A 25339-nucleotide genomic window follows, 5' to 3' on the forward strand; every position below is an offset into this window, starting at 1 on the left:
CTTCGCCAAGCTAGTAGAGGGTGCTATTCTGGCATGCTTGCCTTTTTGCTCAGCCGTAGGATGGGAATTGGAATGTACGCTCAAGTTACCGTCACGGCAGCCTACGACCAGGCAGTGCGTCGCCGGGCGTTGCGCGCGCAAATGGGCGCTAATGAGGTTGCGCCGATGTTCGCCTTGATGCGCACCCGTTTCGCCAAGAAAGCCGAGGAGATGGCGGCGACTGTTGTTGCGGCGCAGGCGTTACGGGACGCCGCTGTAATTCTGTACTTCTTCGACGGGCCCGATACGATCACCATATATATTAGTGCGCCCGCGATGGCAGAACTGAAGACGCAATCGCGCCGAGTGATCCGCCAGTTGCTGCCTTTGCTAAAAAGAGGAAAAGGTCGTCAAGGTGAATATTCTGGCGGAAGGCGAGCTTGGTATCGATAGTCTTATCTTGAATGGGTCAAGAGTTTCCCTGCTTCGCCAGCTCATCAGCGTTGCGGGTGAGAAATGGATCAGTAAGCTGCTGGTGCCGACAATAATTTTTGGCCTGACTTCCAAGCTGCTCGCGGGAACTGCTGCGGTGAATTCGGCGCTCTACGGGTTTGTTGCGGCGTTCATCTCGTTTCTCGTGGAAGTGGCACTTTTCATCTATCATGGAGATGAGTGGAAGTGGGAGGAGGCGCCATGAATGATTTTACTCATCCGGACTCGGCACGCTGGGCCGGCCGGTTGCTTACCAGGTCCGAGCGCGATTTGGTCGCGACACTGTCTGAGGTGCTTCCCGCCCCATTTGTCTGGGCGGGGGAGCCGGACGTGATAAGCGTCGTTTCTCCTGGTCAAGACGATCTCTTCAAATATCGTCCAGCGTTTCTCATCCGCAACCAGCAAACCGGTCGTGTCCTCGCTATCGAACTCAGCACCCCCCCCGGGGATGTCGCGGGCCAACCTGATGAAGTTGAAAATGATCAGCGATGCCTATCGAACATCGGGTGATCAATTCCTGTTGATCTTGAATGGCGAGCGTGACGCTCATCCTGCGCGAATCCTGAGTTGCGATGGGGTTCGTACGGCCTGGGTTGGCGACGGCAGCAACACCACGCCGATTTCGGCGATTCGAGACGCCCTTACAGCGGAGTCTTGAATTAAGGTGCCAAATGGGTTAGAATCTCGGGTTGCTTGATCTGGTTTTTCGAGCAAAGAAGTAAATCAACAGCAAATTATTGTTAAATCGCGAGTCCGGTCGCAAAGGGTGCCTGAATGGTGACTGACCGGATTCCAGACCCAACCCTGGAGAAATACATGTCCGTAACAATGCGTGAAATGCTGGAAGCCGGTGTCCACTTCGGTCACCAAACCCGTTTTTGGAACCCAAAAATGGCGCCGTTCATCTTCGGCCACCGCAACAAGATCCACATCATCAACCTCGAAAAGACGATGGCGATGTATCAGGAAGCAATGAAGACCGTCAAGCAGGTTGCCAGCTCGCGCGGCACCATCCTGATGGTCGGCACCAAGCGCCAGGCGCGCGACATCATCGCCGCTGAAGCCCAGCGCGCCGGTGTCCCTTACGTCGACCAGCGCTGGCTCGGCGGCATGCTGACCAACTTCAAGACCATCAAGACCTCGATCAAGCGCCTGAAGGACATGGAAGCCCAGATCGAAGACGGTTCGGTCGAGAAGCTGTCGAAAAAAGAAGGCCTGATGTTTGAACGCGAAATGATCAAGCTGCAAAAGTCCATCGGCGGCATCAAGGACATGGGCGGCGTTCCTGACGCAATCTTCGTCGTCGACGTCGGCTACCACAAGGGCGCCATCACCGAAGCGGGCAAGCTGGGCATCCCGGTCATCGGCATCGTCGATACCAACCACTCGCCAGAAGGCGTCACCCACATCATCCCGGGTAACGACGACTCGTCGAAAGCGATCATGCTGTACGCCCGCGGCGTCGCTGATGCAATCATCGAAGGCCGCGCCAGCGCGACCAACGAAGTGGCCGACATGGTCAAAGCTTCCGGCGGCGACGAATTCGTCGAAGTGTCCGAGCAGGCGTAATAATGACAGCGGCGCTGCTAGCGCCGCATCATCGAAAAAAGGGTGGCATCGAGCTCACCCTTTTTTTTAAACAGAATATGCATCACGCGCGGCGCCCGAGCGGCGCCCCACTCGAATTGACTAATTAGGAGAAACACATGGCAGCGATTACAGCAGCGATGGTAGGCGAACTGCGCGGCAAGACCGACGCACCGATGATGGAATGCAAAAAAGCACTGACCGAAGCCGACGGCGACATGGGTCGTGCGGAAGAAATCCTGCGCGTCAAGCTTGGCGGCAAGGCCTCGAAGGCGTCGTCGCGCATCACCGCCGAAGGCGTGGTCGTGGCTTACATCGCCGGCAACATCGGCGCGCTGCTGGAAATTAACAGCGAAACCGACTTCGTCGCCAAGAACGACGATTTCCTGGCGCTGGCCAACAACGCCGCCAAGCTGGTCGCGGAAAACAACCCGGCCGATGTCGCCGCGCTGCTGGCCCTGCCGCTCGACGGCAAGACGCTCGACGACGTGCGCGCCGCACTGATCGGCAAAATCGGGGAGAATATGTCGATCCGCCGTTTCCAGCGTTTCGAAACCACCGGCAAGCTCGCTTCGTACCTGCATAACTCGCGCATCGGCGTGATCGTCGAATTCGACGGCGCCGACGAGCAGATCGGCAAGGACATCGCCATGCACATCGCCGCAATGAAGCCAGTGTCGCTGTCGTCGGACCAGGTGCCTGCCGAAATGATCGAGAAAGAGCGTTCGGTCGCCGCCCTGAAAGCACAGGAAGATGCCGACAAGGCTGCCGCTGAAGGCAAGCCGGCGCAGTCGCCGGAAATCCTGGCCAAGCGCCTCGAAGGTTCGGTCCAGAAGTACCTGAAGGAAGTGTCGCTGCTGAACCAGCCGTTCGTCAAGAACGACAAGCAGTCGGTCGAGCAGACCCTGAAGGCGGCCAACACCACCGTCAAGTCGTTCACGATGTATGTGGTCGGCGAAGGCATCGAGAAGAAGCAGGACGACTTCGCCGCTGAAGTTGCAGCGCAAATGGCTGCCTCGAAGCAGTAAGTTGACAAGCGGGCCGGAAGGCCCGTTTTCTTAACTGAAGTAAAATTCTCCACCGGCCCGCGCGCGGGGCGGTGCGACTGCCGGGCGGCCCACCAGGCTGCCACGGGCAAGTCAGAACCGAATAAACCGTCACTCAGGAGCCTCTACATGACCAAACCAGCCTACAAACGCGTACTCCTCAAATTGTCTGGCGAAGCACTGATGGGCGATGATCCTTACGGTATCAACCGCGCCACCATCGAGCGCATGGTCGCCGATGTGGCGGAAGTGGCGAAGGCGGGCGTGGAACTGGCGGTCGTCATCGGCGGTGGCAACATCTTCCGCGGCGTCGCGCCCGGCGCCCAGGGCATGGACCGCGCCACCGCCGACTACATGGGCATGCTGGCCACCGTGATGAACGCGCTGGCCCTGGCCGACGCCATGCGCCACGCCGGCATTACCGCGCGCGTGATGTCGGCGATCGGCATCGACCAGGTCGTCGAGCCGTACGTGCGGCCGAAGGCGCTGCAGTACCTGGAAGAGGGCAAGGTCGTCGTGTTTGCCGCCGGCACCGGCAACCCGTTCTTTACCACCGATACCGCGGCCGCGCTGCGCGGCGCCGAAATGAGCGCCGAGATCGTGCTCAAGGCAACCAAGGTCGATGGCGTATATACTGCCGATCCACAGAAGGACCCGCACGCCACGCGCTACGAATCGATCACGTTCGATGAGGCAATCTCGAAGCACCTGCAGGTGATGGACGCCACCGCGTTCGCCCTGTGCCGCGACCAGAAACTGCCGATCAAGGTGTTCTCCATCGTCAAGCCGGGCGCGCTGATGCGCGTCATCATGGGCGAGGATGAAGGAACGCTGGTTCACGTGTAAAATAACGCAATACTTAAAAGCAACAATTCCAAAAGATACAGGAGAGCAGCATGACAATCGCTGACATCAAGAAAAACGCGCAAGAGCGCATGAGCAAATCGATCGAAACCTTGCGCGCCGACCTGGCCAAGGTCCGCACCGGCCGCGCCCACACCGGCATTCTCGACCACATCACCGTCGATTACTACGGTTCGCCGACGGCGCTCAGCCAGGTCGCCAACATCACCCTGATCGACGCCCGCACCATTGGCGTGGCGCCGTTCGAAAAGAAGATGGCCGCCGCCATCGAGCGCGCCATCCGCGACTCGGACCTGGGCCTGAATCCGTCGTCCCAAGGCGAGCAGATCCGCGTGCCGACGCCGATGCTGACCGAAGAGCGCCGCAAGGAAATGGTCAAGCTGGTCAAGAACGAGGCGGAAGACGCCAAGATCGCGATCCGCAACATCCGCCGCGACGGCAACGAGCAAGTCAAGAAGCTGGTCAAGGACAAGCTGGCGTCGGAAGACGACGAGCGCCGCGCCACCGACGAGATCCAGAAGCTGACCGACAAGTTCATCAGCGACGTCGACCGCATGGTTGTCGACAAGGAAAAAGAAGTGCTGACGGTATAGATCGACGGTATTGATGCTCAACTACAGTCTGGATTTATGATCTTTAAGAGTTCGACGACAGCGGTACCCGAAGTTGCCGCGGTACCGCGCCATGTCGCCATCATCATGGACGGCAACGGCCGCTGGGCCACCAAGCGACTGTTGCCGCGTGTTGCCGGCCACGTCAAGGGCGTCGAGGCGGTGCGCGGCTGCGTCGAGTCGTGCGTTGAGCGCGGCATCGAATACCTGACCCTGTTCGCCTTTTCGTCCGAAAACTGGCGCCGCCCCGAAGAAGAAGTGTCGCTGCTGATGCGCCTGTTCGTCACCGCGCTCGAGCGCGAAGTGTCGAAGATGCACGCCAACGACATCCGCCTGAAGGTGGTCGGCGACCTGTCGCGCTTCGACGTCAAGCTGCGCGACATGATCGCCAACGCCGAGCGGCGCACCGCCAACAACAGCCGCCTGACGCTGACCATCTGCGCCAACTATGGCGGGCGCTGGGACATCATGCAGGCGACCAACAAGATGGTGGCGGCCAACCCGGGCGTGACTGAATTTACCGAAGCGCAGCTGGCCGCGCACCTGGCGATGGCCTACGCGCCGGAGCCGGACCTGTTCATCCGCACCGGCGGCGAAGAGCGCATCTCGAACTTCCTGCTGTGGCAGCTGGCCTACTCGGAACTGTATTTCACCGACACGTTCTGGCCCGACTTTTCAATCGAATCGCTCGACATGGCGATCGCCTCTTATCAGAGCCGGGAACGGCGCTTTGGCCGCACCGGCGACCAACTCGCCGAAAAGAAGACCTAATGCTCAAAACCCGGATCATCACCGCAATCGTCCTGCTGGCGGTATTGCTGCCGGTGCTGTACTTTAATAATGCTATCGCCTTTGCCGTCCTCGTCACGCTGTTTTTCGGCGCCGCGATCTGGGAAGGCTTCCGCCTGTTCAACCCGGCCTCGAAAAACGCGCTGGTCATCAGCATGTTCTGGGCGGCGGCGTTCTGCTACACCTTCTTTTACGCCGAGCAGCGCCAGGCCACGTTCTGGTTCGTCATCAGCGTCATGGTCTGGCTGCTGCGGCTGGTGCCGTCGCTGAAGATCGGCCTGCCGGCGATTGACAGCGGCGGCAACACCTTGCTGAGCATGACATACGCGGTCGCCATCGTCGCCTGCTTTGCCGCCATCGTGGTGCTGTACCGCCATTCGCCTTTGTTCCTGCTGTCGGTGATGGTGCTGGTGTGGATTGCCGACATCGGCGCCTACGCCGCCGGCCGCACGTTCGGCAAGCGCAAGCTGGCGCCGACCATTTCGCCGGGCAAGTCGTGGGAAGGCGCCATCGGCGGCGCCATCGCTGTCGTGCTGCTGGCGAGCTTGTCGGTGCTGTTCGGCGGCGCGGCGCTGGCCGACACCTTCGCCGTGCGCGTGCAGGCGAGCCTTGGCTGGGCCGCGCTGACGGCTATACTGCTGTTGATCGCTGCCGCCAGCGTCGTCGGCGACCTGTTCGAATCGCAACTGAAGCGCCGCGCCGGCGCCAAGGACAGCAGCAAGCTGCTGCCTGGCCATGGCGGGGTGCTCGACCGGATCGACGCCCTGATTCCCGTATTGCCGCTGGCTGCCCTGATCGACACCTGGCTTTGAGAGAGTTTCATGCAATTTATTACCATCCTAGGCGCCACCGGTTCGATCGGTGTGTCGACCCTCGACGTCCTCGCGCGCCACCCCGATAAATACCAGGTCTACGCGCTGACGGCGCACAGCAAGGTCGACGAACTGGCCGCGCAGTGCGCGCAGTTCCGCCCGCAGCGCGCCGTGGTCGGCAGCGCCGCAGCGGCAGAGCAGCTCGCCACGCTGCTGCGCGCGCGAGATGTGCGCGTCGACGTCAGCTGGGGCGAACAGGCGCTGTGCGACGTCGCCGCCGCCGCCGGCACCGACACCGTGATGGCCGCCATCGTCGGCGCCGCCGGTCTGGCGCCGGTGCTGGCCGCCGCCCACGCCGGCAAGAAGATCCTGCTGGCCAACAAGGAAGCGCTGGTGATGTCCGGCCAGCTGTTCATGGATGCGGTGCACCAGCACGGCGCCACCTTGCTGCCGATCGACAGCGAGCACAATGCCATCTTCCAGTCGCTGCCGCAGTCGTACGCGCGCTCGCCGCAAGGCGCCGGCGTGGCCAAGATTTTGCTGACCGCGTCCGGCGGGCCGTTTCTCACGCGCGCCGTCGATACGCTCGAAGGCGTCACCCCGGAGCAGGCCTGCAAGCACCCGAACTGGGTCATGGGCCGCAAGATATCGGTCGATTCGGCCACCATGATGAACAAGGGCCTCGAAGTGATCGAGGCGCACTGGCTGTTCGGCGCCCCGGCCGCGCAGATCGAGGTGGTGATCCACCCGCAAAGCGTGATCCACTCGATGGTGTCGTACGTCGACGGCTCGGTGCTGGCGCAATTGGGCAACCCCGACATGCGCACGCCCATTGCCCACGCGCTGGCGTACCCGGAGCGAATCGACTCCGGCGTCGCCCAGCTCGACCTGACCACCATCGGCACGCTGCAGTTCGAGAAGCCCGATTTCGCCCGCTTTCCGTGCCTGGCGCTGGCGTTCGAGGCGCTTGAAGCCGGCGGCACCGCGCCGGCGCTGCTCAATGCCGCCAACGAAGTGGCGGTCGACGCTTTCCTCGACAAGCGCATCGGCTTTCGCGATATCGACCGCGTGATCGCCCGCGTGATGCACGAAAACGCGCACGGCGCGGCCAGCAGCATCGAGGCGGTGATGGCGCAGGACGCGCTGGCGCGCAGCGCCGCCGGCGCCATCGTGGCGGGACTGGCGCGATGAACTTCATCACCACCGTGCTGGCCTTCCTGCTCGCGCTCGGGCCGCTGATCATCTTCCACGAGCTTGGCCACTATGCGGTGGCGCGCCTGTGCGGCGTGAAGGTGCTGCGCTTTTCGGTCGGCATGGGCAAGGTCGTGTGGTCGCGCCGTTTCGGCCCCGACCAGACCGAATGGGCGGTGTCGGCGCTGCCGCTGGGCGGCTACGTCAAGATGCTCGACGCGCGCGAAACGCCCGGCGTCGAGATCGACCCGGCCGACCTGAAACGCGAATTTACTAGCCAGAGCGTATGGCGCCGCATCGCCATCGTCGCCGCCGGCCCGCTGGCCAACTTCATCCTCGCGATCGCATTGCTGGCGGCGCTGGCGATGGCCGGCACCAGCGAGCCGTCGACCCGCGTGCGCGCCGCCGCCGAAACGAGCGCTGCTTACCAGGCGGGCCTTCGCGGCGGCGAGAAAGTCGTCGCCGTCAACGGCACGCCGGTGGCCAGCTGGCCCGAGATGCGCTGGGAGATCCTGCAGGCGATCGTCGACAAGCGCGACGCGCGCCTCGACGTCGCCCAGCCGCAGGGCGGCCAGTTCGCCGCCATCTTGCCGGCCTCCAAACTGGCGGCCCTGAACGTCGAGAGCGACGTGATGGCCGCGCTGGGGCTCGAAATGGCGCTGACGCGCCCGGTCATCGAGCAGGTCATCGCCGGCGGCCCGGGCGAGCGCGCCGGCCTGCAGACGGGCGACGTCATCGCCACCGTCGACGGCAAGCCGGTCGCCGACGGCATGGCCCTGATCGCCGCGGTGCGCGCCTCGCAGGGGCGGCCACTGGCGCTGGCCGGCGAGCGCGGCGCCGGCGGCTTCGCCGTCACGGTGGCGCCGGTGTTCGACCAGAAAGCGAAAGTGTGGGCGATCCGCGTGGCCACCAGCATGATCGAGCGGGTGACCATTACCGCCGGCCCGCTCGAAGCGGTCGCGAAGGGCGCGCGCAAGACCTGGGACACCAGTGTGCTGAGCCTGAAAATGATCGGCAAGATGATCACCGGCGAAGTGTCGCTCAAAAACGTGACCGGCCCGATCACCATCGCCGACTATGCCGGCCAGACCGCGCGCCTGGGTCCCGAGGTGTTTTTGGGCTTTATCGCCTTCGTCAGCATCAGTCTTGGCGTGATGAATCTGTTACCAATTCCGATGCTGGATGGCGGCCATTTGCTGTATTATTCGCTGGAAGTTTTGACCGGCCGTCCCTTGCCCGAGCGGATCGGGGCATATGCACAGCGCGCCGGCATGGGCCTGCTGGCCTTGCTGATGGCGCTCGCGGTATTCAACGACCTCGCCCGGCTCCTGTAGTTACGGTCGTTCCCGACCATGATTTTGTCCATGATTGAACATTGATTTAGCCAATGAAATTACACTCAGATCGTTTTGCCCTGCCTTTCTTTCGCCGCAGCCTGATCGGCGCCGCCGCCCTGGCCATGTGCGCCGGCCATGCATATGCAGTCGCTCCATTCGTGGTCAAGGACATTCGCGTCGAAGGCATCCAGCGCACCGAAGCCGGCACCGTGTTTAGCTACCTGCCGGTGCGGGTCGGCGAGACGTTCGACGACGAGAAGAGCATCACCGCCATCAAGGCGCTGTACGCCACCGGTTTTTTCAAGGACGTTCGCCTCGAAGTCGATAACGGCGTGCTGGTGGTGATGGTCGAAGAGCGGCCTGCCATCTCCACGGTCGACTTCACCGGCACCAAGGAATTTGAAAAGGACGTGCTGGTCAAGGCGCTGAGAGAAATCGGCGTCGGCGAGACCAAGACGTTCGACAAGTCGTCGGTCGACCGCGCCGAGCAGGAGCTCAAGCGCCAGTACCTGTCGCACGGCCTGTACGGCGTCAAGATCACCACCACCGTCACGCCGATCGAGCGTAACCGCGTCACCGTCGTCTTCAACGTCGACGAGGGCGACATCGCCCGCATCAAGGGCATCAACATCGTCGGCAACAACTCGTTCTCCGACAAGGAACTGCGCGCAATCATGGCGCTGAACACGAGCGGCTGGTTCACCTGGTATTCGAAGGCCGACCAGTACTCGAAGACCAAGCTGACCGGCGACATCGAGTCGCTCAAGTCGTTCTACCTGAACCGCGGCTACCTCGAGGTCAATATCGAATCGACCCAGGTGTCAATCACGCCCGACAAGAAGGACATCTTCCTGACGGTGAATATCTCCGAAGGCGTCAAGTACACCGTCGCCGACGTCAAGCTCGAAGGCGAGATGTTTGGCCGCGAAGATGAACTCAAGTCGCTGATCGTGCTCAAACCCGGCGCGACCTATTCGGGCGAGCTGCTCACCCTCAGCAACAAGCGCATCTCGGACCGCCTCGGCACCTTCGGCTACGCTTTTGCCAACGTCAACGCCAATCCTGAGCTGAACCGGGAAAAGCGCGAAGTGCGCTTCACCTTCTTCATCGATCCGGGCAAGCGCGCCTACGTGCGCCACATGAACATCGCCGGCAACACCACCACGCGCGACGAAGTGATCCGCCGCGAGTTCCGCCAGTTCGAGTCGTCCTGGTACGACGGCAACAAGATCAAGGCATCGCGCGACCGCGTCGACCGACTGGGCTTCTTCAAGGACGTCACCATCGACACGCCGGAAGCGCAGGGTACGTCCGACCAGGTCGACGTCAACCTGACGGTAGTCGAGAAGCCGACCGGTAACTTCATGATCGGCGGCGCGTTCTCGCAGTCGGAAAAGTTCACCTTCACCGCGGCGATCCAGCAGGCCAACTTCGCCGGCAGCGGCAACACCGTCGGCATCGAGCTCAATACCAGCCGCTACCAGCGCACGATCGCGTTCTCGCACACCAATCCTTATTTTACCGACGACGGCGTGTCGCGCTCGTTCGAGATCTACCACCGCACCACCCAGCCGCCGGCGCTCAACACCGGCAGCTTCACGGTCAAGCAGACCGGTGGCCGGATGAGCTTCGGCGTGCCATTTTCGGAAACCGACACCGTCTTCTTCGGCGCCGGCCTCGAGCGCACCAGCATCACCACCGACGAGTCGAGCCCGACCCGCTACAAGGATTACGTGAAATCGTTTACCGGCATCGCCAGCGGCATCGGCACGGCCGACACGAATGCGTTCCCGCTGACGGCTGCCTGGCAGCGCGACAGCCGCGACAGCGCGATCACGCCGACGACCGGGCGCTTCCAGCGCGCCAACCTCGAGCTCGATCTGTTCGGCAACTCGAAATACTACCGCGCCGTCTACGAGCAGCAGTGGTACCGTCCGCTGTCGCGCCTGGTCACGTTGGCGCTGAAGGGCGAGATCGACTACGGCCACGGCCTGCGCGGCACCAACTATCCGGTCTTCAAGAACTTCTACGGCGGCGGCATCGGTTCGGTGCGCGGCTACCTCAGTTCCTCGCTCGGCGTGGTCGACCCGTTCTCGGGCGACGCGCTCGGCGGCGCCAAGCGGATCATCGGCAATGCCGAACTGCAGCTGCCGTTCCCGGGCGGCGGACCTGACCGCAGCCTGCGCTGGTTTGGCTTCCTCGACGGCGGTCAGGTCTACCAGGAGGGCCAGAAGATCCGCGCCAACGAGCTGCGCTTTTCGGCCGGCCTGGGCGTGTCCTGGATTTCGCCGGTGGGCCCGCTGAAGTTGAGTTATGCTAAGCCCCTGAACGCGAAGCCGGGCGACCGCCTGGAGCGCTTCCAGTTCCAGATGGGTACCGGTTTCTGATCGATGTGCCTGAACACTGTCCAGAATGCGGAGAATTAATTTGAAAAAGCTGACTGCCTCGCTGCCCAAGCTGCTGGCCATCGCGGCGCTATGCGCCGGCGCGACGGCGCAGGCGCAAACCACGCCGGGCGCGCCGAGCCGGATCGGGTTCGTCTTCACCGAGCGCCTGATGACCGAGTCGAAGCTGGCCAAGGCCGCCGACGCCAAGATCGAAGCCGAGTTTTCCAAGCGCCAGAAGGCGATCAAGGACATGCTGTCGCGCCTGAAAACGCTGTCGGAGAAGTTCGACGCCGACAACGCCAGCCTCGTCGAGCCGGAACGCACGCGCCGCTACCGCGAACTGGGCGAGCTGGAAAAAGACGTTCAGCGCACCCAGCGCGAGTACAACGAAGACCTGTTGCAGCGCAAGAGCGAAGAGCGCGCCAACATCGCGCAGAAGGCCTACAAGCTGATCGAACAGATCGCCGAGCAGGAACAGCTCGACGTGGTGCTGCAGGAGTCGGCCTGGTCCAGCCCGCGCATCGACATTACCGACAAGATCATCAAACTGCTGGACAAGTAGAACGGTGAGCATGCTTAACCAGCGCTGCGCCGCACTGGCGCTCTCACTTGGCTTGCTGGCGGCAGGCGCGGCCCAGGCGCAGGGCGGCCCGGGCCGCATCGCCGTCGTCACCACCGAGCGGCTGTACACCGATTCGAAGATGGCCAAGGCGGCCGACGCCCGCATCGCGGCCGAGTTTTCCAGTCGCGACAAGGCGAACCAGGAAATGCTGGCGCGGCTGAAGAAGCTGACCGGCAAATTCGAACTCGACGCGCCGGCGCTCTCCGACGTCGAGCGCACCCGCCGCGTGCGCGAAGTGCTCGACCTCGAAAAGGAAGTGCAGCGCAAGCAGTTCGCCTTCCGCGACGACCTGGAACACCGCCGCACCGAAGAGCGCGCGCGCATCGCCGATCGGGCCGCGGTCCTGATCAGCCAGGTCGCGCAGCGGGAAAAAATCGATATCGTGCTGATCCGCGACGTACTGTGGACACGGCCGGGCAACGACATCACCGACAAAATCATCAGGCAGCTCGACAAGTAGCGCCTGAACACAGCGAACGGACAACCAGAATGGGCACGCGACTAGGTGAATTGGTCGAACGCTTGGGCGGCCAGCTGGTGGGAGATCCGAACCTGGAAGTGACCGGGATCGCACCATTGGCCGACGCCACAGGCGCCGACATCAGCTTTCTGAGCAATAGCAAACTGCGCGCGCAGGCCGCGCACAGCGGCGCGGCCGCGCTGATCGTCTCGCCGGCCGACGACGACACGGTCGCCGCGACCTACCGCGGCGCGCGCATCGTCACCCCCAACCCGTACGTGTATTTCGCCCGCGCCGCGCAGTTCTTCGCCGCGCTCGTCGAGGTGCTGCCGGCGGCCGGCATCGATGCGTCGGCCAGCGTCGCCGCCGGCGCCAAGGTCGACCCGAGCGCGCACATCGGCCCGCAGGTGACAATCGAAGACGGCGCCGTCATCCACGCCGGCGCCATTGTCGGGGCCGGCAGCTTTGTCGGCCGCGGCGCCGTCATCGGCGAAGGCACGCGCCTGTTCGCCAACGCCACGTTCCATGCGCGCTGCCAGATCGGCAAGCGCGGCATCATCCATTCGGGCGCGGTGATCGGCACCGACGGCTTCGGCTTCGCCAACGAGAACGGCGTCTACATCAAGATTCCGCAGACCGGCCGCGTGATGATCGGCGACGACGTCGATATAGGCGCGAACACCTGCATCGACCGCGGCGCGCTGGCCGACACGATCATCGAAGACGGCGTCAAGCTCGACAACCAGATCCAGATCGGCCACAACTGCCACATCGGCGCGCACACGGCGATGGCCGGCTGCGTCGGCGTGGCCGGCAGCGCGAAGATCGGCAAATACTGCACCTTCGGCGGCGCGGCCATGGTGCTGGGCCACCTGACGATTGCCGACAAGGTGCATATCTCGTCGGGCAGCATGGTATCGCGCTCGATCCACGAGCCGGGCCAGTACACGGGATTTTATCCATTGGCGAAAAACGCCGACTGGGAAAAAAGTGCGGCAATCGTTCGCAATCTGGACGCCATGCGGGATAAAATCCGGGCGCTGGAAAAAACACTTAAAACGCTGACAGAACAAAAATGACCACTACCGAAAACAAGACCCTCGACATCTGCGCCATCAAGAAGCTGCTGCCGCACCGCTATCCCATGCTGCTGGTAGACCGCGTGCTGACGTGGGAAGCGAACAAGTCGATCACGGCGATCAAGAACGTCACCGCCAACGAGGAGTTCTTCAACGGCCACTTCCCGCACAAACCGGTGATGCCGGGCGTGTTGATGATCGAAGCGCTGGCGCAGACGGCGGCGATCCTGTCGTTCCTGACGATGGGCGTGACCCCCGACGAGAATTCGGTCGTCTACTTCGTCGGCATCGACAACGCCCGCTTCAAGCGCCCGGTCGGCCCCGGCGACCAGCTGAAGATGGATGTCGAGATCGTGCGCGTCTCGCGCGGCATCTGGAAGTACAAGGCGGTCGGCACGGTCGACGGCGCCGTCGCGCTTGAAGCGGACCTGATGTGCACCATCCGCTCCACCGACGACGCCAGCAAGGCGGCGGGGCAGTAGCATGGCACTGATCCATCCAAGCGCGATCGTCGACCCCAAGGCGCAGCTCGACAGTACGGTGGAAATCGGCGCCTATTCGATCGTCGGCGCCGACGTCAAGATCGGCGCGCGCACCGTCATCGGGCCGCACGTGGTGATCGAAGGACACACGACCATCGGCGAGGACAACAAGTTCTTCCAGTTCTCGTCGATCGGCGCCGCGCCGCAGGACAAGAAGTGGGCGGGCGAACCGACCCGGCTCGAAGTGGGCGACCGCAACACGGTGCGCGAATTTTGCACCTTCAACCTCGGCACCGCGCAGGACGCCGGCGTCACGCACCTGGGCAACGACAACTGGATCTCGGCCTACGTGCACCTGGCGCACGACTGCCAGGTCGGCAGCAACACCATCTTCTCCAACAACGCCCAGTTGGCCGGGCACGTGATCGTCGGCGACTGGGCGATCCTGTCCGGCTACGCCGGCGTGCACCAGTTCTGCAAGATCGGCGCGCACGCCTTCATCGGCATGTACACCAGCCTGACGCAGGACGTGCCGCCGTTCGTGCTGGTGTCCGGTAACCCGGCCGGAGCGCGCGGCGTCAACATCGAGGGCATCAAGCGGCGCGGCTTCACCCGGGCGCAGATCGACGCCATCCGCGCCGCCTACAAGCTGGTGTACCGCAGCGGCCTGACGCTGGAAGAAGCGAAAACCGCACTGGCCGAAGCGGAAGCGGCCGGCGGAGAAGAATCGGCGCCGCAGTTGCGCGTCTTCCGCGAGTTCCTCGGGACCGCGAGCCGTGGCATCGTCCGCTGACATTTCGGTCGCCGTCGTCGCCGGCGAGGTATCCGGCGACATGCTTGCCGGTCGCCTGCTGGCGGGCCTGCGCGCGCAGCTGCCGAACGCCCGCTTTCATGGCATCGGCGGACCGCGGATGGCCGAGCAAGGCTTCGTGTCGGACCTGCCGATGGACACACTGACCGTGCGCGGCCTGTTCGAAGTGATTCCGCGCTACCGCGAGATCAAGCGCATCCAGAACACCCTGCGCGACCGCCTGCTGGCCGAACGCCCGGCGGTATTCATCGGCGCCGACTATCCCGGCTTTAACCTGGGCCTGGAGATGCAGCTCAAAGCGGCCGGCATCCCGACGGTGCACTTCGTCAGCCCGCAGATCTGGGCCTGGCGCGGCGGGCGTATCAAGAAAATCCAGAAGGCGGTCTCGCACATGCTGGTGATTTTCCCGTTCGAGGAAGAGATCTACCGGAAGGCCGGTGTGCCGGTCACCTACATCGGCCATCCGCTGGCCGAAATGATTCCGCTGCAGCCCGACCAGGACCAGGCGCGCAGCGCGCTCGGCATCGCCGTTGATGCGCGCGTGGTGACGGTGATGCCCGGCAGCCGCATGGGCGAACTGAAATACCTGGCCGAGCCGTTTGTCGGCGCCGTCAAGCTGCTCGCCGCGCGCGACCCCGGCCTGCGCTTCGTGGTGCCGATGGCGGGTGACAAACAGCGCGCCTACTTCAATGAACTGGTGGCGCGCGCGGGCCTGTCCGACGTCGACATCCTGCTCGTCGACGGCCAGTCGCACAGCGCGATCGGCGCCGCCGACGCGGTGCTGGTGGCGTCCGGCACCGCCACGCTGGAAGTGGCGCTGTTCAAGAAGCCGATGGTGATCGCCTACAAGGTCATGGCCGCGTCCTGGCACATCATGCGCCACATGGGCTACCAGCCTTGGATCGGCCTGCCGAACATCCTGGCGCGCGAATTTCTCGTCCCCGAACTGCTGCAGCACGCCGCCACGCCGCAGGCGCTGGCCGACGCCGTATGGCAGCAGCTGACCGACGCGCCTGGCCGCCTGCGCCTGGTGCAGCGCTTCACCGACATGCATCACAGCCTGCTGCGCAACAGCGCGCAGGAAAGCGCCGCTGCCGTCATGCGCATCATCGAATCGCCGTCATCATGACCAAAAAGAAAATCAATTTTTACCCTGGGCTGAAGAAGTCCCAGTATCCGTTCACCGCCGACGACATCGTCTGCGGCGTCGATGAAGCCGGCCGCGGGCCGCTGGCCGGCCCGGTATTTGCCGCCGCCGTGATCCTCGACCCGCGCCGCCCGATCGACGGCCTGCGCGACTCGAAGAAGCTGACCGCCGAACGGCGCGACGAACTGGCGCCGCAGATCAAGCAGTACGCGCTGGCGTGGGCGATCGCCGAATGCTCGCACGAAGAGATCGACGCCATCAACATCCTGCAGGCGACCATGCTGGCGATGCGCCGCGCCGTGGAGGCGTTGCACATGCTGCCGACGATCGCCCTGATCGACGGCAACCGCAGCCCGGTGATGTCGGTGCGCTGCCACCCGATCATCGAGGGCGACGACAAGGTCCATTCGATCTCGGCCGCCTCGATCCTGGCCAAGACGGCGCGCGACGCCGCGCTGGTGACCTTGCACCAGCAGTATCCGCAGTACGGCTTCGACCAGCACAAGGGCTACAGCACGCGCATGCACATGGAGCGCCTGCGTGAACACGGCGCCTGCCCGGTGCACCGCCGTTCGTTCGCGCCGGTGCGCCTGGTGCTGGCCGGCGAGATCAACCTCGACACGCTACCGCTCGACTTCGACCTGGAAGACGAACAATGAAGACCATCACCTCGCGCGACAATCCGCTGTACAAGGAACTCAAGCTGCTGGCGGCCAGTTCGCAGGCGCGCCGCAAGGCCGGCCGCACCTTGCTCGACGGCGTGCACCTGTGCCAGGGCTACCTGCAGCTGCGCGGCGCGCCGCTGCAGTGCATCGTCAGCGAAGTCGCGCTGGCGAACCCTGAAGTAGCCGACATCGTCCAGCGCTGCGAGGAGGCGCGCGCCCACGTCACGGCGCTGCCCGATGCGCTCTACAACGCCGTCAGCCAGGTCGAGCATGGCGTCGGCCTGATGTTCCTGGTCGATACGCCGGCGCGCGAGGTGGCCGGCCCGCTGGCCGTGTCGGCCGTCCTGCTCGACAACCTGCAGGACCCCGGCAATGTCGGCTCGATTTTGCGCAGCGCCGCGGCGGCCGGCATCACCCAGGTCTACTGCAGCGCCGGCACCGCGTTCTGCTGGTCGCCAAAGGTGCTGCGGGCGGCGATGGGCGCCCACTTCGTGCTCGAGATTTACGAGAACGTCGACCTGGCCGACCTGGTGAAAAACGCCACCGTCGCGGTGCTCGCCACCAGCGGCTACGCCGAGCAGCGCCTGTACGACGTCGACCTGCGCCGGCCGGTGGCATGGCTGCTGGGACACGAAGGGCAGGGCGTGGCCGACGACCTGCTGGCCCTGGCCACCCACCAGGTCGTCATTCCCCACCTCGGCCAGATCGAGTCGCTCAATGTCGCCGCCTGCGCCGCGGTGTGTTTTTTTGAGCAGTTGCGCCAAAATCAGGCGTAGACGCCTTGGTTGCTCTAGGTTAATCTTTGAGCTTGAAGCTTAAGGAGTAGAGATGGATATCGGGCATTTGCATTTTTTGGTGGCGGAAGCGGACCCTTCGCAGCGCCTGACGCTCGTCGAGCTGCTTGGCACCCTTGGCGCCAGCCAGGTCACCGAGGTGCCCGATGGCCATACGGCGCTGCGCTGTTTCCAGGATTCGTTCACACCGACCGTCAACGTGGCGATCATCGACCTGGCGCTGCCCGGCATGGACGGGCTCGAGCTGATCCGCCAGCTGGCCGCGATGAACTGCCGCGCGCGCCTGATCGTCGTCGGCTCGCAGCCGAGCAACCTGATGTTCTCGGTCGAGACGATGGCCCAGGCGTACGGCTTCGAGCTGCTCGGCGCCATCAGCAAGCCGCTATCGGCCGCCAGGCTGCAGGCGCTGCTCGACAACTACGTCCCGCCGCGGCTCGCGTCGAGCGAAGCGAAGGGCCCGAGCTTCACCTTTTCGGACGTCGGCATCGGCATGCAGGCCGGCCAGTTCGAGCCGTTTTTCCAGCCGAAGATCGAACTCGAGACCGGCCAGGTCAAGGGGCTGGAGGCGTTCGCGCGCTGGCGCCACCCGGAACACGGCATGCTCGGTCCCGGCTCCTTCATCGACGCGCTGGAACAGAACAACCGCATCGACTTCCTCGACTGGAGCATGATCGAAAAGTCGGTGAAGGCCTGCCGCCGCTTCCACGACCAGGGCGTGCCGATCTCGATCTCGATCAACCTGGCGCCGGAGACCTTGGCCCATCCGGCCTTCATGCAGCAGATCTCGGCGTGCGTCGGCCGGCACCGCGTCATGCCCGATTACATCACCTTCGAGATGCCCGAGTCGTCCGTGCTGACGACCGACCCGAGCTTCCTCGAGCGACTGGTGCGCCTGCGCATGGCAGGCTACGGGCTCGCCATCGACGATTACGGCACCGGGCGCTCGAACCTGCAACTGCTGGCGCGCATCCCGTTTTCGGAGCTGAAGATCGACCGCAGTTTTGTCGACGGCGCCTCGAAGAAGCGCGCGCTCGGCACCGTGCTCAGTTCCTGCCTGGGCCTGGCGCGCAGCCTGGACCGGATGTCGGTGGCGGTTGGCGTCGAGACCAAGCAGGACTGGGATTTCCTGCAGGGGTTAGGCTGCACTTACGCGCAGGGATATCACATCGCCAGCCCGATGGAAGCCGATGCGTTTCCAGGCTGGCTCGAGGACTGGCGCCAGTTTTTCTGATGGCGGGGTGCATACCCTTTCTGAAAGGGCTGCTATTCCATATCTAGACGACCGCGATGCCACGCCGGCACGGCTTGTCGACCCCGCCGCGGGCGAACTTCCGCATGACCTGGTGCTTGCCCTGGCCGGGCTATATCAGCAGGCCGGCGTGGCGGCGACGTGTGGCCCGCAACGCGAAAACGAAAGCGGCGAATATGGCGCCTGCCGCCTTGAAGTGAACGGGCGAGTCGCGCTATTTCGCGTGGCCAAGACCACGCCGACCAAGATCGGTCAATTCGTCACCATCTGGAAGCGGCCGGCGCCCGGCGACGATATTGCGCCGTTCGACAGCGGCGATGGCGTCGATTTCGTCATCGTCAGCGTGGCCGACGAAGTGCACTGCGGCCAGTTCGTGTTCGACCAGGCGGCGCTGCTCAAGTACGGTGTGATGTCGCGCGACGGGCAGGGCGGCAAGCGCGCCATCCGCGTGTATCCCCCATGGAGCACGCCGGCGGCGAAGCAGGCAATCAGGACGCAGCAATGGCAGTTGCGCTATTTCGTCGCGCTGGAGCCGCAGGACGCCGGCAAGGTGGCGCGACTGCGACAGCTGTTCAAGCAAGTACGAGGGGGCCGACCTGGATTTCTTCCGACGCCTGAATTGCTTGCGCCGGGGAATCCGGAGTCTGACCCAAAAACCGGGTCCGACCCCTGCTGACTGTGCAGGGGCCCGATGGAAGCCGATGCGTTTCCACGCTGGCTCGAGGACTGGCGCCTGTTTTCTGACCGCACGGACTGCATTTGACCGGGCCGTGCGTTGGGACTAGGATTGGATGATGGCCTCCGACCTTGCCGAACTCGAATCCGATATTGCCGCTATGAAAATAGACATCGCGGTGATCAAAGCGAATGGAGCGACCAAGTCAGATATTGCCGAACTGCGAACTGAAATTGCTCAGACAAGAACGATGATTGCGGAGGCAAAGTCAGCCGTTATCATGTGGGTAGTTAGCGCGATATTTCTGGCGCAATTACTTCCGGTAGTCGCCAAAATGCTGATCAGGTAATACTCCGCGACAAACTCAGGACTAGGCGTTGCAAACACCTTCGGGGTCAGACCCGAGGTCAAACCCCGGATTCGCCGGCGCTAACTACTCCGGGGTATGAGCCAAAAACCGGGTCAAACCCCTGCGGCCTAGTATTCCCGGCGGTTCGGCTTGATCTCCTGCAGGATTGTCGTCGCGATCTCTTCGATCGACTTGGTCGTCGACGACAGCCAGCGGATCCCTTCGCGTTTCATCATCAGCTCGGCCTCGTTGACCTCATAGCGGCAGTTCTCGATCGACGCGTACTTGCTGCCCGCGCGGCGCTCGTGGCGGATCTCCGACAGGCGCTCGGGCGTGATGCTCAGGCCAAAAATCTTCTCCTTGAACTCGGGCAGCGACGACGGCAGCTTGCCGCGCTCGAAGTCGTCGGGAATGAGCGGGTAGTTGGCCGCCTTGATCCCGTACTGCATCGCCAGGTACAGGCTCGTTGGCGTCTTGCCGGAGCGCGATACGCCCACCAGGATCACGTCGGCCGACGACAGGTTCTTGTGCGACTGGCCGTCGTCGTGCGCCAGCGAGAAGTTGATCGCCTCGATGCGCGCCTTGTATTCCTGGCTGTCGACGATGTTGTGCGAGCGCCCGATGGTGTGGGTCGACATCACGCCGAGCTCCTGCTCGAGCGGGGCGACGAAGGTCTGGATCAGGTCCATGTGCATGCCGCCGGCAGTGCGGATCACCGCCGACAGGTCGGGCTTGACCAGGGTCGAAAACACGATCGGGCGCTGGCCGTCGGCGGCGAACGCCTCGTTGATCTTGCGGGCTGCCTCGCGCGCCTTGTCGATGGTGTCGATGAAGGGCAGGCGCACCTGGCGAAAGCGCATCTCGAACTGCGACAGCACCGCGTGGCCGAACGTCTCCGCGGTGATGCCGGTGCCGTCCGAGACGAAAAACACCGTGTGCTGCGAGGCGGGCATGGGAGGGCGGGGTTCAATACTCATAGGATGTGGTCGTTAAGATAACGTTCATTCAAGATTGTGCGGTGTAAATTGGGAGGGTCCGGGGTAAAATGCTCGGCAATGGATTCAATTGTGCTGCACGGGGACAAGAATAACAAGAAAACCCTCCGCCGGCCTCCCGCGACGATTTCTATCATCAGTAAGGTGTTTATTATGACCAGCATGACTAACGCAGCAACAAAGGAGCCCGACGTGGCCGCCGGCGCAGAAGCAGTCTACGTCGCCTCGTTCGAACACTTGCGCATGACCGATGTCGAATCGGTCGGCGGCAAGAACGCTTCGCTCGGCGAAATGATCAGCCAGCTCGCCGAAGCTGGCGTGCGCGTGCCGGGCGGCTTTGCCACCACGGCGCAGGCGTTCCGCGACTTCCTCGATCATGCCATCGACGGCGGCGCTTCGCTCGGCGACCGCATCGCCACCCGCCTCGAAGGCCTGAACATCGACGACGTGCGCTCGCTCGCCGTCGCCGGCGCCGAGATCCGCAAGTGGATCGTCGAGACGCCGTTCCAGCCACGCCTGCAAAAGGAAATCGAAGTATTCTACGACCGCCTGGTTGCCGATTCCGAGACCGAAATGTCGTTCGCCGTGCGCTCGTCGGCCACCGCCGAAGACCTGCCCGATGCGTCGTTCGCCGGCCAGCAGGAGTCGTTCCTGAACGTCGTCGGCATCGACAACGTGCTGGAAGCGATGAAGCACGTGTTCGCGTCGCTGTACAACGACCGCGCCATTTCCTACCGCGTGCACAAGGGCTTCACCCACGCTGAAGTAGCCTTGTCGGCCGGCGTGCAGCGCATGGTGCGCTCGGACCTGGGTGCGGCCGGCGTGATGTTCACCATCGACACCGAGTCCGGCTTCAAGGACGTCGTCTTCGTCACCTCGAGCTACGGCCTGGGCGAGACGGTGGTGCAGGGCGCCGTCAATCCGGACGAGTTCTACGTCCACAAGCCGATGCTCAAGCTGGGCAAGTCGCCGGTCATCCGCCGCAATATCGGCTCGAAGCTGATCAAGATGGAATTTACCGCCGAGGCGAAAGCCGGCCGCTCGGTCAAGACCGTCGACGTGCCGATCGAAATGCGCAACCGCTATTCGCTGACCGACGCTGAAGTAGTCGAACTGGCCAAGTACGCCGTCATCATCGAAGACCACTACGCTCGTCCGATGGACATCGAGTGGGGCAAGGACGGCCGCGACGGCAAGCTGTACATCCTGCAGGCGCGCCCGGAGACGGTCAAGTCGCAGCAGAAGTCGACCGATGCGCAGCAGCGCTTCAAGCTCAAGGGCAGCGGCACCGTGCTGACCTCCGGCCGCGCGATCGGCCAGAAGATCGGCGCAGGTCCCGTGCGCGTCATCAACGACCCGTCCGAGATGGACCGCGTCCAGCCAGGCGACGTGCTGGTGGCCGACATGACCGACCCTAACTGGGAGCCGGTGATGAAGCGTGCTTCGGCGATCGTCACCAACCGCGGCGGGCGTACCTGCCACGCTGCGATCATCGCGCGCGAACTGGGCGTGCCGGCAGTCGTCGGCTGCGGCAACGCCACCGAAGTGCTCAAAGACGGCACGTTCGTCACCGTCGTCTGCGCCGAAGGCGACGAAGGCAAGATCTACGACGGCCTGCTCGAGACGGAAGTGTCGGAAGTGGCGCGCGGCGAACTGCCGCCGATCGACGTCAAGATCACCATGAACGTCGGTAACCCGCAGCTCGCGTTCGACTTCCAGTCGATCCCGAACCACGGCGTCGGGCTGGCGCGCCTCGAGTTCATCATCAACAACAACATCGGCGTGCACCCGAAGGCGATCCTCGAGTACCCGAACATCGACGGCGACCTGAAAAAGGCGGTCGAATCGGTCGCCCGTGGCCACGCTTCGCCGCGCGCGTTCTACGTCGACAAGCTGGCCGAAGGCATCGCCACCATTGGCGCCGCGTTCTGGCCGAAGCCGGTCATCGTGCGCCTGTCCGACTTCAAGTCGAACGAGTACAAGAAGCTGATCGGCGGTTCGCGCTACGAGCCGGACGAAGAGAACCCGATGCTCGGCTTCCGCGGCGCGGCGCGCTACCTGGCGGCCGACTTTGCCGGCGCCTTCGAGATGGAATGCGCGGCGATGAAGCGCGTGCGTAACGACATGGGCCTGACCAACGTCGAGATCATGGTGCCGTTCGTGCGCACGCTGGCCCAGGCCGAGAAGGTCATCAACCTGCTCGCCAAGAATGGCCTCGAGCGCGGCAAGGACGGCCTGCGCATCATCATGATGTGCGAAGTGCCGTCGAACGCCATCCTGGCCAAGGAGTTCTTGAAGTTCTTCGACGGCTTCTCGATCGGCTCGAACGACCTGACCCAGCTCACGCTTGGCCTGGACCGCGATTCGGGCATGGCGCTGCTGGCGGCCGACTTCGACGAACGCGACCCGGCCGTCAAGGCGCTGCTGTCGATGGCGATCAAGGCCTGCCGCGAAGAAGGCAAGTACGTCGGCATCTGCGGCCAGGGTCCGTCCGACCATCCCGACTTCGCCGCCTGGCTGGTCGAGCAGGGCATCGGCTCGATGTCGCTCAACCCGGACTCGGTGATCGATACGTGGCAGAAGCTGGCCGCGCTCAAATCGTAACCGGCCTGCCGGCGACTTAAAAAAACCCGCTGCCGGCAAAGGCAGCGGGTTTTTTTTTGACCTGAGAATAAGCGCGGCGCCTAGAACTCGGTGCTGGCAGAAACGACCAGGGTGCGCGGCGCGCCCAGCACCAGGTAGCCGGCGCCCGGATAACCGCCGGCCGACGCCCAGTAGTTCTTGTCGGCGGCGTTGTCGAGGCGCGCGCGCAGGGTGACTGCGCGCCCGGCCAGGCGGGTGGCGTAGCTCGCGCCAAGATCGAGCCGGGTCCACGACGGCAGCTTTTGCAGGTTCGCGCCATCGGCGAACTGGCCGGAGGTGTACAGCGTGCGCGCGGTCAGGGTCAGGCCCGGAACGGCGGCGATATCGAATTCGGCGCCCAGGTTCAGCTGGATGTCGGGCACGCCGATCACGTCCTTGCCCTGGTTGACGGCGCCGGCGGTGACGCGCTGCTCGGCGTCGAGCAGGGTCAACCCGCCGAGCACGCGGATGCCGCGCAGCGGCGTGCCGAAGGCGGACAGTTCGAGGCCGCGGTTGCGCTGTTCGCCGAACACGCCAAAACGCCGGTTCAGCACGTACGCCGACGGCTGGGTGGTGGTAAACAGCGCTGCGCTCATGCCGACCTTGCCGGCATCGTACTTGACGCCGATTTCCTTCTGGCGCGAGGTGTAGGGGGCGAACGTTTCGCCGGTATTGACGATGTCGCTGCCTGATGCGACCGCCCCTTGCTGCAGGCCTTCGCTGTAGTTGGCGTACACCGACACGCCGGGCATCGGCTTGACCACCAGGCCGGCCACCGGCGTGACGGCATCGCTGTCGTAGCGCGAATTATCGGCGCCGCTGGTGTAGTCGTAGCCGAAGTCCTTGATGCGCTGGTGGCGCGCGCCCACCGTCAGCAGCACCTTGTCGCCGGCAAACGAGAGCGTGTCGGCCACCGCGTAACTGGACAGGATGGTGTTGCGGGTCACCAGCGGCGCACGCAAGCTGCCGCCGCTGAAGAAATCGGCGGCCGGCGCGGCGACGTCGACCGGCGCGTAGATATTGGTGCGAAAGCCAGTAATGAAGTCGCTCATCGCATACGCGTTGCGGGACTTTTGCGAGAAGCCGGAGACGGTGGCGCTCAGGGTGTGCTTGACCGCGCCGGTCCTGGCGCTGCCGCGGATGCCGACTTCGCCGGTGCGCACCTGGTCTTCGCGCACGTTGTCGAAGCGGTACATGATGGCGTCGCCATTCACGCCCGACATGGTGGGCGCGGCCAGGATGTTGGACTCGTCGCCCGAGCGCGTGCCCAGTGCGGCCCACGCCACCGTGTCGCGGCCCAGGTCAAGTTCGCCGCGCAGCGTGGCGAACGTATCGCGCTCGTCCGAGCGGGTCCAGCGCTGCGCCCAGGTGCTGCCGGCGTCCGGCGCGGCGGGCAGCGCCAATGCGGCGCCGGGCGTCACGCTCGGGCGCGGCTTGTCCAGCTGGTGGTCCTGGTAGCCGATATCGGCCGACAGGCGGTAGTTGCGGCCGCGGTGATCGAGCCCGAAAGAGAAAACGTTCAGGCCGCGCTGTTCGCGATCGACGCCGGTGTCGCCGCTGCGCCGCACCGCGTTGATGCGTACGCCGTTTTGGTCATTCGGCCCGAAGCGGCGGCCGATGTCGGCGGCGGCGTACACCTGGCCGCCGGTTTCGGTCCCCAGCGTGAATTGGGTCAGCGGCGTGTTCGCCGCACGCTTCGGCACCAGGTTGATGGTGCCGCCGATGCCGCCGCCGCCCGGCGCCGCGCCGTTCAGGAAGCTGCTGGCACCGCGCAGCACCTCGACCCGTTCGATCAGTTCGGAGGCGACGAACTGGCGCGGCAGCAGGCCGTACAGGCCGTTGTAGGCAAGGTCGTCTGAGTTGACCGGAAAGCCGCGGATCACGTACAGCTCCTGGTAGTTGCCGAAGCCGCGCGCCACCCGTACCGACGGGTCGTTCTGCAGCACGTCGGCCACGCTGCGCGCCTGCTGGTCCTGGATCAGCGCCTGGGTGTAGTTGGTGCTGTTGAACGGCATGTCCATCACGTCGACATTGCCGAGCAGGCCGAGGCGGCCGCCGCGCGCCACCTGGCCGCCGGCGTAGGCCCTCGGCAAGCCTTGCGCGGAGGCGTCCGCCGAAGCGCTGATGACGACGGTGGCGATCTGGCCGGATTGTTCGGTGACGACCTGGGCCTGGGCGGCGGCGCTGGCAAGCAGCACGGCGGCCAGCGCCAGCGGGGAAAGGGGGAAGCGGGCAGGGTGCATGATGGGTCTTGGTGAGATGAGAATGATTATCATTATGGCCTTCGGCCTTG

Annotated in this window: 26 protein-coding genes; 24 read left to right on the forward strand and 2 right to left on the reverse strand. The window is 64.0% G+C overall.

Annotation, left to right across the window (positions count from 1 at the left end):
* Positions 1–72: 72 nt before the first annotated feature.
* The 23 genes from CR105_RS07380 (at position 73) to CR105_RS07490 (ending at position 19429) form a co-directional block, all read left to right on the forward strand.
* On the forward strand, positions 73–432 hold the full coding sequence (locus CR105_RS07380; RefSeq protein WP_099787777.1) for a hypothetical protein: 360 nt from the start codon (positions 73–75) through the stop codon (positions 430–432).
* Positions 395–676 carry a hypothetical protein gene (locus tag CR105_RS07385; RefSeq protein ID WP_131021650.1) on the forward strand — a complete coding sequence of 94 codons (282 nt, stop codon included), beginning with the start codon at positions 395–397 and terminating at the stop codon, positions 674–676. Before CR105_RS07380 ends, CR105_RS07385 begins: the two co-directional genes overlap by 38 nt.
* Positions 673–981, forward strand: coding sequence for a hypothetical protein (locus CR105_RS07390; RefSeq protein WP_099787779.1), 309 nt, complete (start codon positions 673–675; stop codon positions 979–981). The genes CR105_RS07385 and CR105_RS07390 overlap by 4 nt, the downstream gene beginning before the upstream one ends.
* 306 nt (positions 982–1287) lie before the next feature.
* Entirely contained in the window at positions 1288–2040 is a 753-nt protein-coding gene (gene rpsB, locus CR105_RS07395; protein WP_099787780.1) for a 30S ribosomal protein S2, read from the forward strand.
* 137 nt (positions 2041–2177) lie between these two features.
* Positions 2178–3086, forward strand: coding sequence for a translation elongation factor Ts (tsf, locus tag CR105_RS07400; RefSeq protein WP_099787781.1), 909 nt, complete (start codon positions 2178–2180; stop codon positions 3084–3086).
* 147 nt (positions 3087–3233) lie between these two features.
* On the forward strand, positions 3234–3950 hold the full coding sequence (gene pyrH / locus CR105_RS07405; protein WP_099787782.1) for a UMP kinase: 717 nt from the start codon (positions 3234–3236) through the stop codon (positions 3948–3950).
* A 50-nt stretch (positions 3951–4000) separates the two neighbouring features.
* Positions 4001–4561: a ribosome recycling factor gene (gene frr / locus CR105_RS07410; protein WP_099787783.1), complete on the forward strand. Its 561-nt coding sequence runs from the start codon at positions 4001–4003 to the stop codon at positions 4559–4561.
* A 36-nt stretch (positions 4562–4597) separates the two neighbouring features.
* Positions 4598–5350 carry a polyprenyl diphosphate synthase gene (gene uppS, locus CR105_RS07415; protein WP_099787784.1) on the forward strand — a complete coding sequence of 251 codons (753 nt, stop codon included), beginning with the start codon at positions 4598–4600 and terminating at the stop codon, positions 5348–5350.
* Positions 5350–6180 (forward strand): phosphatidate cytidylyltransferase, encoded by an 831-nt coding sequence (locus CR105_RS07420; protein WP_099787785.1) that lies wholly within the window; start codon positions 5350–5352, stop codon positions 6178–6180. Before uppS ends, CR105_RS07420 begins: the two co-directional genes overlap by 1 nt.
* A 9-nt stretch (positions 6181–6189) precedes the next feature.
* Positions 6190–7371 carry a 1-deoxy-D-xylulose-5-phosphate reductoisomerase gene (gene ispC, locus CR105_RS07425; protein WP_099787786.1) on the forward strand — a complete coding sequence of 394 codons (1182 nt, stop codon included), beginning with the start codon at positions 6190–6192 and terminating at the stop codon, positions 7369–7371.
* The gene (gene rseP / locus CR105_RS07430) at positions 7368–8705 is read left to right on the forward strand and encodes an RIP metalloprotease RseP (protein ID WP_099787787.1); all 1338 of its coding nucleotides are present in this window, start codon (positions 7368–7370) and stop codon (positions 8703–8705) included. Before ispC ends, rseP begins: the two co-directional genes overlap by 4 nt.
* Positions 8706–8758: 53 nt before the next feature.
* Positions 8759–11095 carry an outer membrane protein assembly factor BamA gene (gene bamA / locus CR105_RS07435; protein ID WP_099787788.1) on the forward strand — a complete coding sequence of 779 codons (2337 nt, stop codon included), beginning with the start codon at positions 8759–8761 and terminating at the stop codon, positions 11093–11095.
* Between the two features lie 40 nt (positions 11096–11135).
* Positions 11136–11657 carry an OmpH/Skp family outer membrane protein gene (locus tag CR105_RS07440; protein WP_229413705.1) on the forward strand — a complete coding sequence of 174 codons (522 nt, stop codon included), beginning with the start codon at positions 11136–11138 and terminating at the stop codon, positions 11655–11657.
* 10 nt (positions 11658–11667) lie between these two features.
* Positions 11668–12177, forward strand: coding sequence for an OmpH/Skp family outer membrane protein (locus tag CR105_RS07445; protein ID WP_099787790.1), 510 nt, complete (start codon positions 11668–11670; stop codon positions 12175–12177).
* A 29-nt stretch (positions 12178–12206) separates the two neighbouring features.
* On the forward strand, positions 12207–13256 hold the full coding sequence (gene lpxD, locus CR105_RS07450) for a UDP-3-O-(3-hydroxymyristoyl)glucosamine N-acyltransferase (RefSeq protein ID WP_099787791.1): 1050 nt from the start codon (positions 12207–12209) through the stop codon (positions 13254–13256).
* The gene (gene fabZ / locus CR105_RS07455) at positions 13253–13738 is read left to right on the forward strand and encodes a 3-hydroxyacyl-ACP dehydratase FabZ (protein WP_099787792.1); all 486 of its coding nucleotides are present in this window, start codon (positions 13253–13255) and stop codon (positions 13736–13738) included. The genes lpxD and fabZ overlap by 4 nt, the downstream gene beginning before the upstream one ends.
* A 1-nt stretch (position 13739) precedes the next feature.
* On the forward strand, positions 13740–14531 hold the full coding sequence (gene lpxA / locus CR105_RS07460; RefSeq protein WP_099787793.1) for an acyl-ACP--UDP-N-acetylglucosamine O-acyltransferase: 792 nt from the start codon (positions 13740–13742) through the stop codon (positions 14529–14531).
* On the forward strand, positions 14515–15678 hold the full coding sequence (gene lpxB / locus CR105_RS07465; RefSeq protein WP_099787794.1) for a lipid-A-disaccharide synthase: 1164 nt from the start codon (positions 14515–14517) through the stop codon (positions 15676–15678). The genes lpxA and lpxB overlap by 17 nt, the downstream gene beginning before the upstream one ends.
* Positions 15675–16355: a ribonuclease HII gene (gene rnhB / locus CR105_RS07470; protein ID WP_099787795.1), complete on the forward strand. Its 681-nt coding sequence runs from the start codon at positions 15675–15677 to the stop codon at positions 16353–16355. The genes lpxB and rnhB overlap by 4 nt, the downstream gene beginning before the upstream one ends.
* Positions 16352–17137, forward strand: coding sequence for a TrmH family RNA methyltransferase (locus tag CR105_RS07475; RefSeq protein ID WP_099787796.1), 786 nt, complete (start codon positions 16352–16354; stop codon positions 17135–17137). The genes rnhB and CR105_RS07475 overlap by 4 nt, the downstream gene beginning before the upstream one ends.
* 52 nt (positions 17138–17189) lie before the next feature.
* Positions 17190–18386 (forward strand): EAL domain-containing protein, encoded by a 1197-nt coding sequence (locus CR105_RS07480; RefSeq protein ID WP_099787797.1) that lies wholly within the window; start codon positions 17190–17192, stop codon positions 18384–18386.
* A gap of 7 nt (positions 18387–18393) precedes the next feature.
* Complete coding sequence (locus CR105_RS07485) at positions 18394–19080, forward strand: MepB family protein (RefSeq protein WP_229413707.1); 687 nt, start codon at positions 18394–18396, stop codon at positions 19078–19080.
* Between the two features lie 115 nt (positions 19081–19195).
* A complete protein-coding gene (locus CR105_RS07490) occupies positions 19196–19429 on the forward strand; it encodes a hypothetical protein (RefSeq protein WP_099787799.1) in 234 nt (77 codons plus the stop codon).
* A gap of 128 nt (positions 19430–19557) precedes the next feature.
* On the opposite strand, the gene ppsR is transcribed toward CR105_RS07490, so the two are convergent.
* Positions 19558–20406: a posphoenolpyruvate synthetase regulatory kinase/phosphorylase PpsR gene (gene ppsR / locus CR105_RS07495; RefSeq protein WP_099787800.1), complete on the reverse strand. Its 849-nt coding sequence runs from the start codon at positions 20404–20406 to the stop codon at positions 19558–19560.
* 180 nt (positions 20407–20586) lie between these two features.
* Here ppsR and ppsA point away from each other — a divergent pair, with 180 nt between their 5' ends.
* Positions 20587–23028 (forward strand): phosphoenolpyruvate synthase, encoded by a 2442-nt coding sequence (gene ppsA / locus CR105_RS07500; RefSeq protein WP_099787934.1) that lies wholly within the window; start codon positions 20587–20589, stop codon positions 23026–23028.
* Positions 23029–23108: 80 nt separating this feature from the next.
* Here the strand turns inward: ppsA and CR105_RS07505 are convergent, their stop codons facing one another.
* Positions 23109–25289: a TonB-dependent receptor gene (locus tag CR105_RS07505; RefSeq protein WP_099787801.1), complete on the reverse strand. Its 2181-nt coding sequence runs from the start codon at positions 25287–25289 to the stop codon at positions 23109–23111.
* Positions 25290–25339 lie beyond the last annotated feature (50 nt).

The organism is Massilia eurypsychrophila (assembly GCF_002760655.1).
Taxonomy (GTDB): domain Bacteria; phylum Pseudomonadota; class Gammaproteobacteria; order Burkholderiales; family Burkholderiaceae_D; genus JAFCUW01.